Source organism: Streptosporangium sp. NPDC002721 (genome assembly GCF_042888905.1).
In the GTDB taxonomy this organism is placed as follows: domain Bacteria; phylum Actinomycetota; class Actinomycetes; order Streptosporangiales; family Streptosporangiaceae; genus Streptosporangium.
In genome coordinates this window covers 135,020-152,379 of the sequence record NZ_JBIAQI010000009.1, presented here as the reverse complement: position 1 = coordinate 152,379, position 17,360 = coordinate 135,020, and the positions used below count along the sequence as shown (strand labels likewise).

Genomic DNA, 17,360 nt, shown 5'->3' with positions numbered 1-17,360 from the left:
TGGTCACGGGCACCTCCCCGGCCTGCGGAGGTCCCCCCGCTGATGGGATGGACCCTGGCGTTCGCCGCCGTGGCGATCCTCTTCGTGCTGGCCAGCGGGGCCAACGACGGCGCCACCATCATCGGCCTCGGGCTCAGGTTCCCCCGCTCCCCCGGATGGGCGATCACCGTGCTCCTGGTGTCCGTGCTCTTCGCGGTCCCGTACCTGCTGGGGGTCGCGGTCGCGCGCACGTTCACCGAGCGGCTGGCCGGGCTCGGGACGAGCGGCGGCGCAGCGGCGTTCCTGGTGGGGGTGGTGATCGCGGTGGCGGTGGTCGCGGTGCTGACGCGCAGGGGCCTGCCGACCAGCCTCACCCTCGCGGTGATCGGCGGCATCAGCGGCGCGGGCCTCGGCGCCGGGCTCCCCGTGTCGTGGCGGGACCTGGGCACCGTCCTGGCGATCGGGGCCGGGGCACCCGTGGCCGGGCTGGCGCTGGGCTACCTGCTGGGGGCCGTGTCGCGCCGCGTGCCGTCCCACCGCCGCATGCCACGGCTGGTGTTCACCACGCACCTGCTCGCCTACTCGGCCCAGTGTGTGGCGTACGCGGTGAACGACGGCCAGAAGATGATCGCGGTGGTGAGCGTGGCGATCGGGGTGAGCCGCGACGGGCTCGGCGGGGTGGGGCCCGTCGAGGTACCGCCGGTGTGGATGGCCGCCCTGGTGGCGGTCTTCCTCGCCGGCGCCCTGACGAGCCTGGTCCGCGTCGGGGGACGGCTGGGGCGCGGGGTGGTCATCACCCGGCCGCTGCACATCGTCTCCGCCGAGACCGCGGCCACCGGCGCCGTCCTCGGCAGCTCGGCCCTGGGAAGCCCGGTGAGCATGACGCAGTCGATCACCGCGGGAGTGGTCGGCGCGGCGACGAGCGAGGGAACGAGGAGGGTTCGATGGCAAGGAGTCGCGAACGTGGGTACGGCATGGCTGGTCACGCTGCCGTCGTCGATGGCGCTGGGCTGCCTCGGCGGTCTGGCCCTGAGGCTGATGTGAAGCGCGCCGGGAGCCGGCCCAGGAGGTTCGCGCGCGCCTGGGACGACCTGCGCGGCCGGTCCGGGCGGCGGATCGTCGGGCTGGTACGCGACCAGGTGGCCATCGCGCGGGCCGGGGCCGAGCTGGCCCGCTCCGTCGCGTCCGGCGAGATCGAGCGGTCTGCGGCCCGTGCCCGGATGGCCGACGTGGAGCACGAGGGGGACGAGGCCAGGGCCGAGCTGGTACGGCTCCTGCGGCGGGTGCTGGCGACCCCCATCGACAGGGAGGACCTGTTCAGGCTCTCCCGCTCGATCGACGACGTGCTGGACCAGCTGCGCGACCACGTACGCGAGATCGACCTGTTCGGGCCGGAGGACCTGCGGTTCGCGGCCGAACCGCTGCGGGCGGTGATCGACGGCCTCGACGAGCTGGAGGGCGCCGTGCTGAAGATGATCGACGCCCCGGCCTCGGTCACCGTGGCCGTGCTGGCCACGCGCAAGGCGTGCAGCCGGGTCCGCCAGCTCTACCAGGCCCGGCTCGCCGAGCTGTTCGCCGAGCCGCTGGACATGGACACCCTGCGCAGGCGCGAGCTGCTGTCGCGGCTCGACGCGGTGGGCCGCCGTCTCGGCGAGGCGGCCGACGCGCTCGCGGACGCGATGCTCAAGCGGAGCCACTGACAACGAAATCACCGACAACGAGGCCACTGACAGCAAGGCCACTGATGACGCCCGGATCGCCACGTCCGGGAACTCCTTCGCGGCCGGGTTCGTCATTCAGCATGCGACCATCCACCGCGTGACGTCCCCGGCGCTGAGAGGCATCTCCCGTGCTTAGCTCGTTCTTCGGAAACCTTGACCAGGACCGGCTCCCCGACCACTTCGCCCTGCAGAACGCCAAGATGCTGCGGGTGCGGCTGGGCGGGGAGGTGCTCGCCCGGCAGGGGGCGATGGTCGCCTTCCAAGGCAAGATGGACTTCGACTACGAGGGCGCGGGAAGCGTGGGCCGCTTCCTGAAGAAGATGGTCAGCGGGGAGGGCGCGCCGCTGATGCGGGTCCGCGGGCAGGGCGTGATCTTCTTCGCCGACAACGCCACCGACGTGCACCTGTTCTACCTGGAGGACGAGGCGCTCACCGTCAACGGCTCCAACCTGCTCGCCTTCGACCCCCAGCTCACCTGGGACATCCAGCGCGTCCAGGGCGCGGGCGTCGCCGCCGGCGGCCTGTTCAACACCACGCTCAGGGGCACCGGCTGGGTGGCGGTCACCGCGCACGGCTCCCCCGTGCTCCTCGACACCTCCCAGGCACCGACCTTCGCCGACGGCCAGTCCGCGGTGTGCTGGAGCGCGGGGTTGCGCGTGGGCGTCAACCGCACGATGAAGGCGGGCGCGCTGATCGGGCGGGGCAGCGGCGAGGCCCTGCAGCTCGCGTTCGAGGGAGAGGGCTTCGTCCTCGTCCAGGCGAGCGAGGGCCCGATCGTCCCCCAGGCCGGCGGCTGACGCCGGTCGTCACGCCCTGGCCTGGATGAGCCCGTGGGCGCCGGTGGTCAGCCAGGGGTTGCCGGTGGCCTCCAGGCCCGCGACCACGTCGCCGTCCAGGCCGACCGCGACCTCGGACTTCAGGGTGCGCAGCGCCGCGACCGGACCGGGGAAGTACGCGGTGGCCTCGGCGAACGGGGTGGTGTGCGGCCAGGCCCTGTCGCCGACCAGGCGGCGGTAGTTCAGGTCGCCCTTCATGATCGTCAGTGACGCGGACGCGAAGTCCTCGCGCATGCCGACCGGCATCTCGCGGTAGGGCAGGGGCGCGCAGGAGAAGGCGTGCGCCCGTACGAGCAGCCGTCCCGACCCGAGCGCCGCCCGCAGCCGGCCCGCGACCTCCCCCGCCTCGCCGCCCGCGGCCGACATGCGCCGCAGGCAGGCCAGGACGTCGGCCGGGGTGGCGTCGGACACGTAGTACGGCAGCGGCTTGACGTGCAGGACGACCTCTCCCGTTCCCCGGGCGTGCAGGAGGTGGTCGATGAGGACGAGGTCGGGCAGCAGCTCGCTCCCGGCGTTGTCCGCGACGAGGCAGATCCTCGCGACACCCCGGCTGTCGGCCGCCGCGCGGCCGCTCGCGCCCCCGAAGAGGCCGGTGACGCCGGGAACGCCGGAGACGCCGGAAGCACCGGAGGCACCGGAAGCACCGGCCGCCCCCTCGCCGCCGATCAGCGACCACAGGAGCTCGCCGTCGTCGGCCAGCAGCCCGGACTCGCGCCTCGCGAGCTCGGGACCGGCCGCGACCCGGAACACGAGATCGGCCCGGTTCCCCCACAGCGCCCTCAGGGTCAGCGTCCGGGCCCGTTCGGCGGAGGGCAGGGCGGCCAGGGCGTCGAGCTCGCGCAGCTCCTCCTCGACGGCCTCGCCGGACAGCTCGGCCTCCTTGAAGGGCTCGAACGGGTCCACGCCCTGCCACGCGCCGGGCCCGAAGTAGCCGACCGCGGACAGGAGCTTGCGGTAGAAGTAACTCTCCGCCCACAGGAACGGCGCGTCGTCCCACCGACGCCCGATGTGCCCCCGGTCCCAGCTCTCCCACAGGTCACGGTCGTGCGCGCGGTCCTCCAGCGGCTTCATGACCCCCTCGATCTCCTCGAGGAGCAGGTCGAGCGCCCGGTTCACCCGGATGTCGTACGGCGTGGCGGCACGGACCTTCTCGATCAGCGCGGGGTGCCGTTCATGAAGGACCCGCCACGGATAGGAGCCGGGCACGTCGCTCAGGAACTCCGGCGGATCGTACGGCCCGGAAGGCCCTCCGGACCGCCGCGGGGCATCACGGTCTGCCATTTCCCACTCCCTTTTTGACGCAAGACGACTCTTGTTATGAAATATGTTTAGCTAGAGCGAACAGGCGGCCGCGCCGCTTGACGGAGGGAGCCGTAGGTGGGCACATCGGAGCGTCGCAGCGGTGAGGAGCTGGACCGCCACGACGCCGTCGGAGCCCGGATGCGGCAGTTCCGTAAGGAGCGCGGTCTGACACTACGCGGTCTCGCCACCCACTCCGGGCTCTCGATCGGCTTTCTGTCGCAGGTCGAGCGGGGTATCTCCTCCATCGGCCTGACCGCGCTCAACAGCGTGGCGACCGCCCTCGACCGCAGCGTGGCGGAGTTCTTCAACGACGTGCCGCCGGAGGAGGAGACCGAGGAGGAGAGCGCCCCGGTCTCCCACCTGCCGAGCCACTTCACGCTCACCCGCTCGGCGACGGCCGCCACCGAGTACATCTCGGGCCAGCAGACCTACCGCATGCTCTCGGCCAGGGGCCCGAACCTGGTGCTCGAACCGCTGCTGGTGCACATCGCGCCCGGCGGCAAGCGCGAGAACTCCTACGGTCACGCCGGGGAGGAGTTCGCCTTCGTGCTGGAGGGCGAGCTCCTGTACGAGGTCGACGGCGTCGAGCACCGGCTGCACCCGGGCGACAGCGTCCACCTGAGGTCGACCGTCCCGCACAGCATGTTCAACGACACCGACCGGGTCACCACGGTCGTGTCCGTGGTGACCCCCCGGCTGTTCTGACCTTCCCCGCGATCGTCAACGGCGCAGGGCCCGGGCCGCCAGCGCGACCGCGGCCAGCGCGCCGAGCGCCCCGGCTGCGACCGCCCCGCGCTGGCGGGAGATGCGCCGCCGGATCTCGGCGTACGGCACCGTGCTGAACGACACGAGCTCGTAGCGGGAGACGTAGAGGCCGGGCAGCAGCCGTTCCAGGCCGTGCTCGACGCGCTTGCGCAGCAGGAACGAGCGGGAGGCGACCTTGTCGCGCATCTCGACGAAGTTCTCCAGCGCGAGTTCGGCGATGGTGTCGGCGTTCTCCTTGCGGCGGGCCCCGTACATGGCGAGGGCCCGGGGGAAGTCGTCGCCGGTCTCCTCCAGGCAGCGGTCGAGCTCCACGCAGTCCTCGAAGCCGCAGTTGGCGCCCTGGCCGTAGAAGGGGACGATCGCGTGGGCCGCGTCGCCGAGCAGGCCGACCACCGCCCCGGCGGTGCCGCGTACGTGCCAGGGGTGGGCCCGCACGGTGACCAGGTGCCCGATCGGGTTGTGGGCGTAGTCCCCGGCGAGGTCGGGCATGAGGGCGTGGGCGTCGGGGTAGTTGGCGGCGAAGAACTTCTCGAACCGCTCCTCGGTGTCCAGCTCCGCGAAGCTGCCCGGCCCCGACTTGGGCCAGAACAGCGTGCAGGTGAAGGACCTGTCCGGGTTGGGCAGGGCGATCATCATCGCCTTGCCGCGCGGCCAGATGTGCAGCGCGCCCGGGTCGAGGGCGAACCCGCCGTCGCGCGCCGGGATCGTCAGTTCCTTGTAGCCGTAGTCGAGGTACTCCTGGCTGAAGTCGAAGCCGGGCAGGAACTGCAGCCGTCCCCGTACCGCGCTGTAGGCGCCGTCGGCGGCGAGCACGACCGGGGCGGTGTGGGTGACGGGACCGCCGGGCGTGTCGAAGTCCATCCGGCCCGAGTCGACGTCGAGCCCGGTCAGCCGGTGCTCGAAGAGGGCGCGGACCCCGGGCATGCCGAGGGCGGCGTCCAGCAGGGTCCGGTTGAGCTCCGAGCGGCTGATGGAGTTGATCGCCCGCCGCCCTCCGGCGCTGTAGGGCTGGAAGCCGAGCGTGCCGTCGGGGGCGTGCATCATCCGGCCGGGCATCGGCAGCGCGGCCTTCAGCACGGTCTCGTCCAGCCCGATCCCGCGCAGCGCGTCGATCCCCCGCTCGGAGATCGCCAGGTTGATCGAGCGCCCTCGCTCGGGGGCTGCCTCGCGCGGGTCGGGCCTGCGCTCGTACAGGGTGACCTCGTAGCCTCTGCGGGCCAGGTAGCAGGCCGTGAGGCAGCCGACCAGCCCGGCACCGACCACGGCGACCTCTCCGCGCGAACTCATGCCGGTCTCACCTCCCTGGCGAGCGCGTCGGCCGCGCGCCAGCAGTCGTGGAACGTGGAGTACATGGGCACGGGGGCGAACCGGATGACGTCCGGGCGCCGCACGTCGGCGAGGACGCCGTGGACCTCGTGCAGCCGGGCGGCCAGTTCGGAGGCGTCGATGCCCCCGGTCACCCTGAGGGAGAGCTGGGCCCCGCGCCTGGCCGGGTCGGCGGGGGTGACGATCTCCAGCGGGCGGTCGCGGGCCACCTCGGTCAGCAGCCGTTCCAGGTGGCCGGTGAGCGCCAGGCTCCGCTCCCGCAGCGCCGCCATCCCGGTCTCGGCGAACATCCGCAGCGAGACCCGGACCGGGGCCATCGCGAGGATCGGCGGGTTGGAGATCTGCCAGGCGTCGGCGGTGGGGACGGGGACGAGCTCCGGCCACATCTCGAAGCGGGTCGCCTGCTCGGTGCTCCACCACCCGGCCAGCCGGGGCAGCCCCGGGTCGGTCACGTGGCGCCGGTGCACGAAGCACCCGGCGACCGCGCCGGGACCGGCGTTGAGGTACTTGTACGAGCACCAGGCCGCGAAGTCCACGTCCCAGTCGTGCAGCGCGAGCGGCACGTTCCCGGCGGCGTGCGCGAGGTCCCAGCCGACGCGGCACCCGGCCGCGTGCCCGGCGGCGGTGACGGCGGGGATGTCGAGGAACTCGCCGGTCAGGTAGTTGACCCCGCCGAGGAGCACGAGCGCCACCCGGTGCCCCTCGCGGGCCAGGTAGTCCACGATGTCCTCGGTGCGCAGGCAGTCCTCGCCCTCGCGGGGGCGCAGGCGGACGACCGTCTCGTCGGGGTCGAGGCCGTGGTGCGCGGCCTGGCTGCGCACCGCGTAGCTGTCGGAGGAGAAGGCGTGGTCTTCGATGACGATGCGGGTGCGCTCGCCCGCAGGGCGGTAGAAGGTCGCCATCATCAGGTGCAGGTTGACGGTGAGGGAGTTCATCACCACGGTCTCGTCGGGGTACGCGCCGACGAGCGCGGCGGCGTCCTCGCGCAGTTCCTCGTGGTAGGGCAGCCAGGGGTGCGCCGCCCGGTGGTGTCCCTCGACCGCGTGCAGGGCCCAGTCGTCCAGCTCGGCGGAGATCGCGGCGCGGGCGGCGCGGGGCTGGAGGCCGAGCGAGTTGCCCGCGAAGTAGGCGACCTCGGGGTGGCGGGAGCCGGCGGGGGCGGGCGGGACGAGGAACTCCGCGCGGCGGCACACCGGCTTCCCGGTGTTCCTCGCCTGCTCGGCGCACCCGGCGTCGGCGGCGAGCGCCTCCCGCTCGCCGAGACCTCCGGGGCCGCCGAAGCCACCGGCTCCCTCGGAACCGCCAGGGCCGTCAGGGCCGTCAGGGCCGTCAGGGCCTCCCTGGTCGCGGAGGTCGCCGAGACCTCCGGACTCCTCGAAGGCACCGGGGCCTCCAGGGCCGCCGGGAGCGCCGTGTCCGCCCAGGTCGCGGAGGTCGCCGAAGCCTCCGGCCCTCGCGGCCGTCACGCCGACATCCTGATCGCCGACACCCTGATCGCCGGGTCCCCGGCACGCTCGATCGTCACGTCATCTCCTTCTCCATTCTTATGTTCACCCATACTGAACTGGGGTGAAATTAGGAGCGTTAGACGATTCCGGCCGCGCGCTTTGCGGATGGAAGGTTCTGCGGGCATCCGGTTTCGAGATGACGGAGCGTCACCGCCGGTCACCCCGGCGACGCCACCTCCTTCGGGGAGCGGTCCAGCAGCGGCAGCACCCCGGTGCCCAGCAGCTCCACGCCGCCGTCGTCGGTGAGACCGTGCGGCGTACCGAACTCCACCCGGTGCGCCCCCGCGTCGATGAGGGCCTGCGCCTGCGCGGCGACCTGCTCCGGGGTGCCGGAGAAGGCGAACAGGTCGAGCAGGTCGCCGGGGATCAGCCGCCCCGCCTCCTCGTCCCTCCCCTCCCCTACCAGCTCCTTGACCCGGCCGAGCAGGTCGGCGGGGATCTCCACGGTCGGGTCGAGGTCGGCGACCACCGCGAGGTACATGGCGACCTCGGCGCGCGCCCTGGCGCGGGCGGCGGCGCCGTCGGTGTCGACGACGGTCACCGCGCCCAGGACGACGCCGACCTCGCGGGGATCGCGCCCGGCGGCCGTCGCCCCGGCCGCGACCCGCTCGCGGATCACCCCGACCATCGCCGGATTCGCGCTGCCGCCCACCTTGATCTCGTCGGCGATCCGCCCGGCCAGCGCCGCCCCCCGCGGGCCCCACGCGCCGAGCAGCAGCGGCGGCCGGGCCCGGTGTACGGGGTAGCGCAGCCGGGTGCCGGGCGCGAGACGGAACATCTCCCCCTCGTAGCCCGCGTCGTCACCGGCCAGCAGCCGGTGGACCACCTCGACGGCCTCCGCCAGCGCGGTGAGCGGCCTGGGCTGGGCGATGCCCACCGCGCCGAGCCAGGTGCCGCGCGCCAGGCCCAGGTAGGCGCGGCCGTGCGAGGCCAGGTCGAGGGCGGCGAGCTGCCCGGCGATCTCGTACGGTGCCGTCGAGTACGGGTTGAGGCAGGCCGCGCCGAGCCGCACCCGCCCGGTGGCGGCGGCCATCTCCAGCAGGGGGAAGATCGGCGGCTGGTACATCAGGTCGCCGAACACGCTCAGCACGTCGAAGCCGTGCTCCTCGGCGCGGCGCGCGAGCCGCGCGTAGTCACCGGCCCGCTTGTCGCTCTGCAGGCCGAGCCCGATCTCGGCGGCCGTCATCGCGAACTCCCCGGATCGACGGCGGCCGTCATCGCGGACCCCTCAGGCCGGCGGCTGTCATCACGAACCCTCTCAGGTCAGGCACGAACCCTCTCAGGTCAGGTCGGCGGAGTTCATCCGGCGGCGGTGGGTCCGTTCGACCCGCATCACCAGCCGTTCCTCCGGGTCGGGGCAGGCGAACAGGGTGTCGCGCGCCAGCCAGTCGCCCTCGGCGAGGTCGCGCTGCTTGGCGGCGAGGAACGGCAGGACCGAGGCGAGCGCGTAGACGCAGAAGTGCTCGCCGTCGGGGAGCCGCAGGTGGGCGCTGTTCTCCAGCGTGAAGCGGTCGCCCACCTTCATCCCGCAGACGGATCTGCCCTCGATGCGGTCGACCACCACCCGCAGGTCGTACAGCTCCATGTCGCCGTCGTCGCCGTCGTCGTTCCCGACGGTGTCCTCCATACCGGTTCCCCTCCCTCAGCCTGTCCGGACTCAGCCCGTCCGGACCATGATCTTGCCTGTCGTGCGGCGCGCGGCCAGGTCGGCGAGGGCGGCGGGGGTGCCCGCCAGGTCCACCACGCGCGACACGAGCGGCCGGACGGCGCCCGAGGCGAGCAGCGCGAACAGCTCCTCGTAGGCGTCCCGCACCGCGCCGGGCCTCCGCCACGGGTACGCCGACCCCCACGACACCCCGACCAGGGAGGCGTTCGCCGCGACCAGCGCCATCGGGTCGACCGGCGGCGGGGTGCCTCCGGCCGCCCCGACGGCCACCAGTCGTCCTTCGAAGGCCAGGCAGCCCATCGAGCGCGCGAGGACGTCGCCGCCGACGGGATCGACCACCACGTCCGCGCCGTGCCCGCCCGTCAGGTCCGTGACCGCGGCGGCGAAGTCGGCGTCCAGGTAGTCGATCGCCTCGTCCGCCCCGTTCTCCCGGCACAGCGCGGTCTTGGCCGGGCCGCCCGCCGTGCAGATCACGCGCGCCCCGAAGGCCCGCGCGAGCTGGGTGGCGGCGATGCCGACACCGCCCGCGCCCGCGTGCACGAGCACCGTCTCCCCCGCCGCCAGCCCGGCCCGGCGCAGCGCGAACCACGCGGTCTGGTACGTGACGGGCAGGGCCGCGACCGTGACGGGATCGAGCCCGTCCGGGTACGGCACGACGAGGGCCGCGTCGACGGTGACGACGTCGCCGAGGGCGCCGTGCGGCAGGGTCGGGCAGGCGAGGACCGCCCTGCCCTCCAGATGCTCGGCGCCCGGCCCGGCGGCGACGACCGTCCCGGTGGCCTCGACGCCCGGCGTCATCGGCGGGTCGGGGCGCACGGGGTAGGTGCCCCTGCACAGCATGACGTCGAGGTAGTTCAGCCCGACGGCCCGTACCGCGATCCTGACCTCCCCGTCGCCGGGGGCGCGCTCCTCGGGCACCTCGGCGAGGGAGAGGACCTCCTCGGGCTCGCCGTGCTCGTGGGCGACCAGCCGCCGGTTCACGGCGCGAGCAGTTCGGAGTGGTGGTGCACGATGAGCCAGTCGCCGCCGACGCGGCGCAGCACGTCGGTCACCCGGCTGCGCTGCGCGGGCTCGCCGGGCGGTTCTGCGACCAGCACGTAGCGGGCGACGCCGGTGTCGTCCCACACGTCGATCCGCTTGTCCTCGGCCGCCAGCCTGTCGAGGCGGGGACGGGCACCCGAGCCGTCCCTGTCGTCGCGGTAGGCGTCGAGTTCCCGCCGGGTCCGCAGCGGTCCCGGCAGGTGCGTCTCCCAGGTGGTCACCTCGTCGTGCAGGTGCCCGTCGAACCGGCGGCGGTCGGCCGCGAGGAACGCGTCGTACATGTCGTCGATACCCGCCGAGATCAGGTCGGCGTCCGTGCCGGAGGCGGTATTCATGCCGAAAGCGGTGTTCATGCCGGGGCCGGTGGTGCCCATGCCGGAGGCGGTGTCCGTGCCGGAGGCGGTGCTCATGCCGGAGGCGGTGCTCATGCCGGAGGCGGTGCTCATGCCGGAGGCGGTGCTCATGCCGGAGGCGGTGCTCATGCCGGAGGCGGTGCTCATGACTTCTCCCATCCCGACCGGTCGTCGCGGACGACCCGGCCGCCCTTCATCACCCAGCGGACCCCCCGGAAGGCCGAGGTGTCCGCGAGCGGGTCCGCGTCCATCGCGACGAGGTCCGCGTACTTGCCGACCTCGACGGTGCCGAGGTCGGCGTCGGCGCCGAGCCAGCGCACCGGGCCGAGCGTGCCCGCGTACAGCGCCCCGGCCGGGCCGAGACCGCCCTCGGACATGCACTCCAGCTCGCGTACCGAGGCGTTGGTCCCCTCGAAGTCCCAGAACGGCGGCATGTCGCTGCCCAGCAGGACGTCCACCCCCGCGTCGAGGGCCATGGCGTAGCTCTCCAGGTGCCGGGGTCCGGCGCCGAGCGAGCGGCACTGCATCCACTCCGGCACCCCGAGCTCGTCGAAGAACTCCTTGCAGCGGGTGACGAGCAGCGTCGGCACCAGGGAGGTGCCGCGTTCGGCCATCCTCTTCGCGACCTCGGGGGTGAGCTGGTAGCCGTGCTCCACGCAGTCGAGGCCGAGCTCGACGGCCTCGGCGATCACCGCCGCCGGGCCCGCGTGCGCGGTAACCTTGCGGCCCCAGGCGTGCGCGGTCTGCAGCGCCGCCGCCATCTCGTCGGAGAACAGCTGCGGGGTGTCGATCCTCTCGTGCTCCCCGGCGATCCCGCCCGAGATCATGATCTTGATGAGGTCGGCGCCCGCCTTGACCTGGCTGCGCACCCCGCGCCGGAACCCGTCGGCGCCGTCGCACTCCAGGGTGTCGCTCCCCTCGTGCCCGTGGCCGCCGGTGCAGACCAGGGCCTGACCGGCGGTGAAGATGCGCGGGCCGGCCGCCCGGCCCGACTCGATCGCCCGGCGCAGCGCGAAGTCGGCGTGGTCCTTCTCGGCCACGCACCGCACCGTGGTGACCCCGCAGTGCAGGGTGCGCCGGGCCCCGTCGGCCATGTAGAGGGCGAGTTCGTGCGCCGTCATGTTCTTGACGTTGTCGCCTCCCTTGCCCGGGAGCGACAGGGACAGATGGGTGTGCATGTTGACCAGGCCGGGGGTGACGTACGCGCCGTCGAGGTCAACCGGGTGGGCGTCGCCCGTCCGCTCCAGGATCCGCTCGCGGGAGCCCACGGCCGCGATCCGGTCGCCCCGGATCCACACCGCCGCGTCGGCGATCCGCCCCTCGCCCGCTTCCGCCGTACGGTTCCCGGGGGCACCGGTGGCGCGGGCGTCGGTGACGGTGCAGTTGACGAGGACCATGTCATTGGCCGTGTCGTTGGGCATGTCGTTCATCGGAGGGCCCCGATCCCGTAGATCCGGTGGGCGGCCTCGGGGGAGACGTGGCCCTCGGCGACGTCGCGGCGGACGAGGTCGGGGTCGCGCTCGCGCGGATCGCCGTGCCCGCCGCCCCCGGCCGTCAGCAACGTGACCCGATCGCCGATCTGCACCCTGGTCCGCTTCGTGCTCACCCGGTGCTCGCGCTCGGTGCCGGGGAAGACCACCACCTGGTTGGGCTCCGGCTCCAGCCCGCCTTCCAAAGCCCAGGGCCGTGATCGCGTCTTCTTGATCACCGACAGGAACTCCCCCGGCACCACGAACCGGATGTCACGCCGCAGACCGACCCCACCCCGGAACTTCCCCGCGCCCCCGGAGTCCTCACGCATCTCCACCCGCTCGAAGAACATCCCGGTCTTCGCCTCCAGGACCTCGACGGGGGTGTTGCGGGCCTGGGTCTGGCACAGGTGGTTCGCGGCGTTCATGCCGTCGTGGGAGGGGGTGGCGCCCCAGCCGACCGGGTCGTTGTTGCTGACCGCGAACATCCGCCCGGTCTCCGGATGGGTCCCGACCATCATGAATCCCGGCACGTCACCCCCCGAGGAGGCCGGAAGCCGCTCCGGCATCCCCTGCGCCAGCGCCTTGTAGATCAGCTCCAGGGCGACCGTCCCCGTCCACTGGGTGAAGGTCGCCGCCGGGTAGACGGCGTGGAAGAGCGTGCCGGGCTCGGCCCGCACCTCCAGCGGGGCGAAGTGCCCGGCGTTGGTCTGCTCCCCCGGCGCGGTGATCGCCTTGAACGCGACCCGGCAGGTCGCGATCGTCGCGCCGAACGGGAGGTTGACGGGGCCGGGCACGGCGGGCGAGGAACCGGCGAAGTCGACGGTGAAGGTTCCGTCGGCGATGGTGACGGTGACCTCCATGCGGATCGGGTCGCCGGTGATTCCGTCGTCGTCCAGCCAGTCGACCGCCGTCCACGACCCCTGCGGGAGGCGGGCGACGGCCTCGGCGGCGGACTCGGCGGCGGTGGCGATCACGGTCTCGACGACGGACTCGACGACCGCCGCGCCGTAGCGGGCGTGGAGCTCGCGGATCCGGCGCTCGCCGGTGCGCAGCGCGGCCACCTGTGCGTTCAGATCACCGATCACCAGATCAGGCATCCGCGAATTGAACCGGATCAATTCGATGATCTCCCGATTGGGAACACCCTCCGAGAACACCTTCGTCCCCGGAAAGATGATCCCCTCCTGATGCATGTCCGTGGAATCCAGCACATACCCCGGATCCTTCGCCCCCAGATCCATCCAATGAGCCCGCACACACAAGAAACCCACCAGATCCACACCCACGAACACCGGACAGAACAACGTCGCGTCATACGAATGCGCCGCGTTCCAATACGGGTAATTCAGCAACACCACATCACCCGGCCGCAGATTCTCCCGCCCCACATACTCCACACCCTTGCGGATGGAATAGTCGTTGGCGCCGAGGAAACGGCTCAGCCCGGTCGACTCGGCGACCAGGCGCAGGCTCGCGTCGTAGACGGAGATGCCGAAGTCGAAGACCTCGTAGATGACGGGATTGAAGGCGGTACGGACGAGCGTGGCCCGCATCTCCTCGGCGGCCGAGGCGAGATGGCTGCGCACCACCTCGACCGTCGCGCCGTCCACCCGGCTTCCCGAGGGCTCAGACATCGTCGATCCCGTAGGTTTCGCGGGCGGCTTCGGGAGAGACGTATCCCTCGGCGACGTCGCGCCGGACGAGGCCGGGGTCGCGCTCGCGCGGATCGCCGTGCCCGCCACCCCCGGCCGTCAGCAACGTGACCCGGTCGCCGATCTCCACCCTGGTCCGCTTCGTGCTCACCCGGTGCTCGCGCTCGGTGCCGGGGAAGACCACCACCTGGTTGGGCTCCGGCTCCAGCCCGCCTTCCAAAGCCCAGGGCCGTGACCGCGTCTTCTTGATCACCGACAGGAACTCCCCCGGCACCACGAACCGGATGTCACGCCGCAGACCGACCCCGCCCCGGAACTTCCCCGCGCCCCCGGAGTCCTCACGCATCTCCACCCGCTCGAAGAACATCCCCGTCCTGGCCTCCAGGACCTCGATCGGGGTGATGCGTCCCGTACTGCCCGAGACGTGGGTGGCGGCGTTCATGCCGTCGTGGGAGGGGGTGGCGCCCCAGCCGACCGGGTCGTTGTTGCTGACCGCGAACATCCGCCCGGTCTCCGGATGGATCCCGACCATCATGAACCCCGGCACGTCACCCCCCGAGGAGGCCGGAAGCCGCTCCGGCATGCCCTGTGCCAGCGCCTTCAGGATGAGCTCGACCGCGACGATGCCGGTCCAGAGGGTGAACGTCGGCTGCGGGTAGACGGCGTGGAAGAGCGTGCCGGGCTCGGCCCGCACCTCCAGGGGGACGGTCGTGCCGAAGTTGGACGGCTCGTCGGGCGAGGTGAGCGCCTTGAGGACTACCTTGCAGATCGCGATCGTCGCGCCGAACGGCATGTTGATGGGACCGGGCGTGGCGGGCGAGGAACCGGCGAAGTCGACGGTGAAGGTTCCGTCGGCGATCGTGACGGTGACCTCCATCCGCACCGGGTCCTCGCTGATGCCGTCGTCGTCCAGCCAGTCGACCGCCGTCCACGAACCCTGCGGCAGCTCGGCGAGGGCGGCGCGGGTGCGCGCCTCGCCGTCCTCGACCATCCGCCGGACCGCGGCGTCCACGGTCGGGCGGCCGAACTTCTCCAGGATCTCCAGGAACCGGCGCTCGCCGGTGCGCAGCGCGGCCACCTGAGCGTTCAGATCACCGATCACCAGATCAGGCATCCGCGAATTGAACCGGATCAACTCGATGATCTCCCGATTGGGAACACCCTCCGAGAACACCTTCGTCCCCGGAAAGATGATCCCCTCCTGATGCATGTCCGTGGAATCCAGCACATACCCCGGATCCTTCGCCCCCAGATCCATCCAATGAGCCCGCACACACAAGAAACCCACCAGATCCACACCCACGAACACCGGACAGAACAACGTCGCGTCATACGAATGCGCCGCGTTCCAATACGGGTAATTCAGCAACACCACATCACCCGGCCGCAGATTCTCCCGCCCCACATACTCCACACCCTTGCGGAGCGAGAAGTCGTTGGCGCCGAGGAAGAAGGTGAGCCCGGTGGCCTCGGCGATCAGCCGCAGGTCCGCGTCGTACATCGACATGCCGAAGTCGTGGACCTCGTAGATGACCGGGTTGAACGATGTGCGGATCAGCGTGGCCCGCATCTCCTCCGCCGCCGCGAGCAGGTAACTGCGCACCACCTCGGCGGTCGCGCCGTCCAACCGGGCGCCGTCGTGCTGGGCGCCATCCCGTCCCGCGCCGTCCCGCCGCTCCGTCATGACGCCGCCTCCACAAGCCGTACCAGCAGATAGCCGTGCTCCTCGACCTCGACCCGCTGGCCCGAGGGGACCACGGTGGTCGAGGTGCCCTCGTCGACCAGGGCGGGCCCGTCGAACGTGTCGCCCGGCTCCAGCAGGGCGCGGTCGTAGACGGCGAACGACGCCGTGGCGCGGGTGCCGAAGTCGTAGGCGTCCCTGCGGGCGAGCAGCGCCCGGCCCGCGTCGCCGTCGCCCGGCGGGCGCGTCACCAGCTCGGGCCTGTCGGTGCGGCCGATCCCGCGTACCCGCAGGTTGAGGATCTGCACCCGGTTGTCCATGGCGTGCCCGTACCGCGCCGTGTGGGTCTCCTCGAACGCCCGCCTGATCGCGTCCCGGTCGAGGTCGCGGCCCGCGGTGACGATGAGCGAGTGTTCCTGGCCCAGGTAGCGCAGCTCGAACTGGCGCTCAAGGACCATCCGGCCGGCCGGGACCCGCTGCGCCTCCAGCGAGGCGACCGCCTCGGCCTCGACGCCCTTGAACACCGTCTCCAGCGCGTCGAGGTCGGCGTCGTCCAGGGTGGCCATCACCGTACGGGAGAAGTCGTCGACGATGTCAGCGCTGAGCATGCCCCAGGCGGAGAAGCCCGACGGCGCGAACGGTACGACGACCTCGCCGATGCCCATCTCCGCCGCGAGCAGCGGGGCGAGCAGCGGCCCGGCCCCGCCGAACGCGAGCAGCGAGAAGCCCCGGGGGTCGTGTCCCCGCTCGACCGTGATCTGCCGGACCGCGCCGACGGTCCTGGCGAGCAGCACGTCGAAGACGCCCGCCGCCGCGGCCTCCGGGCTGAGCCCGAGGGGCCCGGCCACCTGCTCGTCGAGCGCCGCGCGGGCGGCGTCGGCGCGCAGCTCCATGGTCCCGGCCAGAAAGCGGCCGGGGTCCACGTAGCCGAGGACGACCGCCGCGTCCGTGACAGTGGGGCGGGTGCCGCCCCGGCCGTAACACACCGGGCCGGGGTCGGCACCCGCGCTCTGCGGCCCCACCTTCAGCAATCCCCGCTCCAGCCACGCGATCGAGCCCCCTCCGGCACCGATCGTGCGAATGTCGTACGTGGGGATCAGCAGCGGGAAGTGCTCCAGCTGCGCCTCGTAGGCGGCCACCGGGGACCCGTGCTCGATCACGCACGCGTCCAGGGAGGTACCGCCGATGTCGAAGGTGAGAAGGTCCCGGCGACCGAGGGCGGCGGCGATGTGCGCCGCGCCCACGATGCCGCCCGCCGGGCCCGACAGCACGGTGTGCGTCGGGGAGGTCTTGGCCACGGACGACGTCATGGAACCGCCGCCGGACCGCATGATCAGGAATCGCCCGTCGAAGCCGCGCTCGGCCAGCCCGCGCTCCAGCCGGTCCACGTACCTCTCGAAGATCGGCCGGATGTAGGCGTCGAGGACGGTGGTGCTGGTGCGCTCGTACTCGCGGTACTCCCTGACGATGTCGGTGGAGACCGAGACCGTCACGTCCGGGTAGGCCTCCCGGATGATCCGGGCGGCCTCCCGCTCGTGGGAGGGGTCGAGGAAGGAGTACAGGAAGCAGACGGCGATCGACACCACTCCCCGCTCCTCGACGAGGACGCGGGCGGCCTCCCGCACCCCGGCGGCGTCGAGCTCCTCGACCACCCGGCCCCGGTGGTCGAGGCGTCCCCGCACCCCCGCGGTGTGGCGGCGTTTCACGAGGCTCTCGGGCCGCTCGTACTGGAAGTCGTACATGTGGTCGGCGGGCACGTTGCCCCTGCCGATGAGGAAGATGTCGCGGAAGCCGTCGTTGGTGACGATCCCGGTGGGCTCGCCGCGCCGCTCCAGGACGGCGTTGAGGCCGAGGGTGGTGCCGTGGATGAACAGCTCCACCTTCGACAGGTCGGTGCCGAGCGCGGCGACCGCGTCGAGCACGCCCTCCCAGGGCCGGGCCGGGGTGGTCGAGGCCTTCCTGAAGCGCACCTCGTGGGTGCGCGTGTCCAGCTCCATCGCGTCGACGAAGGTGCCGCCGATGTCGACGGCGAGCCGGAGGTGCTTGGGGTCGGGCATC

General features: G+C 72.3%; 15 protein-coding genes. 4 read left to right on the top strand and 11 right to left on the bottom strand.

From position 1 onward, the window contains the following. Positions 1 to 42: 42 nt before the first annotated feature. The 3 genes from ACFYWM_RS14530 to ACFYWM_RS14520 all read left to right on the top strand — a co-directional run bounded on the left by ACFYWM_RS14530 (position 43) and on the right by ACFYWM_RS14520 (position 2,497). A complete protein-coding gene (locus ACFYWM_RS14530; RefSeq protein WP_389913984.1) occupies positions 43 to 1,023 on the top strand; it encodes an anion permease in 981 nt (326 codons plus the stop codon). Then, entirely contained in the window at positions 1,020 to 1,679 is a 660-nt protein-coding gene (locus tag ACFYWM_RS14525) for a DUF47 domain-containing protein (RefSeq protein ID WP_389913982.1), read from the top strand. The genes ACFYWM_RS14530 and ACFYWM_RS14525 overlap by 4 nt, the downstream gene beginning before the upstream one ends. A gap of 149 nt (positions 1,680 to 1,828) precedes the next feature. Further along, a complete protein-coding gene (locus ACFYWM_RS14520; RefSeq protein ID WP_389913979.1) occupies positions 1,829 to 2,497 on the top strand; it encodes an AIM24 family protein in 669 nt (222 codons plus the stop codon). Between the two features lie 9 nt (positions 2,498 to 2,506). Here ACFYWM_RS14520 and ACFYWM_RS14515 read toward each other — a convergent pair whose 3' ends face one another. After that, a complete protein-coding gene (locus tag ACFYWM_RS14515; RefSeq protein ID WP_389913976.1) occupies positions 2,507 to 3,817 on the bottom strand; it encodes a damage-control phosphatase ARMT1 family protein in 1,311 nt (436 codons plus the stop codon). A gap of 96 nt (positions 3,818 to 3,913) precedes the next feature. On the opposite strand from ACFYWM_RS14515, the gene ACFYWM_RS14510 reads away from it, so the two are divergent. After that, a complete protein-coding gene (locus ACFYWM_RS14510; RefSeq protein ID WP_389913973.1) occupies positions 3,914 to 4,543 on the top strand; it encodes a helix-turn-helix domain-containing protein in 630 nt (209 codons plus the stop codon). A 15-nt stretch (positions 4,544 to 4,558) separates the two neighbouring features. Here the strand turns inward: ACFYWM_RS14510 and ACFYWM_RS14505 are convergent, their stop codons facing one another. The 10 genes from ACFYWM_RS14505 to ACFYWM_RS14460 all read right to left on the bottom strand — a co-directional run bounded on the left by ACFYWM_RS14505 (position 4,559) and on the right by ACFYWM_RS14460 (position 17,359). Continuing rightward, complete coding sequence (locus ACFYWM_RS14505; RefSeq protein ID WP_389914438.1) at positions 4,559 to 5,932, bottom strand: FAD-dependent oxidoreductase; 1,374 nt, start codon at positions 5,930 to 5,932, stop codon at positions 4,559 to 4,561. Continuing rightward, the gene (gene kynU, locus ACFYWM_RS14500; protein WP_389913970.1) at positions 5,887 to 7,395 is read right to left on the bottom strand and encodes a kynureninase; all 1,509 of its coding nucleotides are present in this window, start codon (positions 7,393 to 7,395) and stop codon (positions 5,887 to 5,889) included. Before kynU ends, ACFYWM_RS14505 begins: the two co-directional genes overlap by 46 nt. Before the next feature lie 199 nt (positions 7,396 to 7,594). After that, complete coding sequence (locus ACFYWM_RS14495; RefSeq protein WP_389913967.1) at positions 7,595 to 8,623, bottom strand: LLM class flavin-dependent oxidoreductase; 1,029 nt, start codon at positions 8,621 to 8,623, stop codon at positions 7,595 to 7,597. A 93-nt stretch (positions 8,624 to 8,716) separates the two neighbouring features. Then, on the bottom strand, positions 8,717 to 9,064 hold the full coding sequence (locus ACFYWM_RS14490; RefSeq protein WP_389913965.1) for a TIGR04076 family protein: 348 nt from the start codon (positions 9,062 to 9,064) through the stop codon (positions 8,717 to 8,719). Positions 9,065 to 9,094: 30 nt separating this feature from the next. Then, complete coding sequence (locus ACFYWM_RS14485) at positions 9,095 to 10,084, bottom strand: zinc-binding dehydrogenase (RefSeq protein WP_389913962.1); 990 nt, start codon at positions 10,082 to 10,084, stop codon at positions 9,095 to 9,097. Next, on the bottom strand, positions 10,081 to 10,644 hold the full coding sequence (locus ACFYWM_RS14480; RefSeq protein ID WP_389913960.1) for a DUF4440 domain-containing protein: 564 nt from the start codon (positions 10,642 to 10,644) through the stop codon (positions 10,081 to 10,083). The genes ACFYWM_RS14485 and ACFYWM_RS14480 overlap by 4 nt, the downstream gene beginning before the upstream one ends. Beyond that, positions 10,641 to 11,918, bottom strand: coding sequence for an amidohydrolase family protein (locus ACFYWM_RS14475; protein WP_389913957.1), 1,278 nt, complete (start codon positions 11,916 to 11,918; stop codon positions 10,641 to 10,643). Before ACFYWM_RS14475 ends, ACFYWM_RS14480 begins: the two co-directional genes overlap by 4 nt. A 5-nt stretch (positions 11,919 to 11,923) precedes the next feature. Next, positions 11,924 to 13,603: a hydantoinase B/oxoprolinase family protein gene (locus ACFYWM_RS14470; RefSeq protein WP_389913954.1), complete on the bottom strand. Its 1,680-nt coding sequence runs from the start codon at positions 13,601 to 13,603 to the stop codon at positions 11,924 to 11,926. Next, positions 13,596 to 15,305 (bottom strand): hydantoinase B/oxoprolinase family protein, encoded by a 1,710-nt coding sequence (locus tag ACFYWM_RS14465; protein WP_389913951.1) that lies wholly within the window; start codon positions 15,303 to 15,305, stop codon positions 13,596 to 13,598. Before ACFYWM_RS14465 ends, ACFYWM_RS14470 begins: the two co-directional genes overlap by 8 nt. Further along, a complete protein-coding gene (locus tag ACFYWM_RS14460; RefSeq protein ID WP_389913948.1) occupies positions 15,302 to 17,359 on the bottom strand; it encodes a hydantoinase/oxoprolinase family protein in 2,058 nt (685 codons plus the stop codon). Before ACFYWM_RS14460 ends, ACFYWM_RS14465 begins: the two co-directional genes overlap by 4 nt. Position 17,360 lies beyond the last annotated feature (1 nt).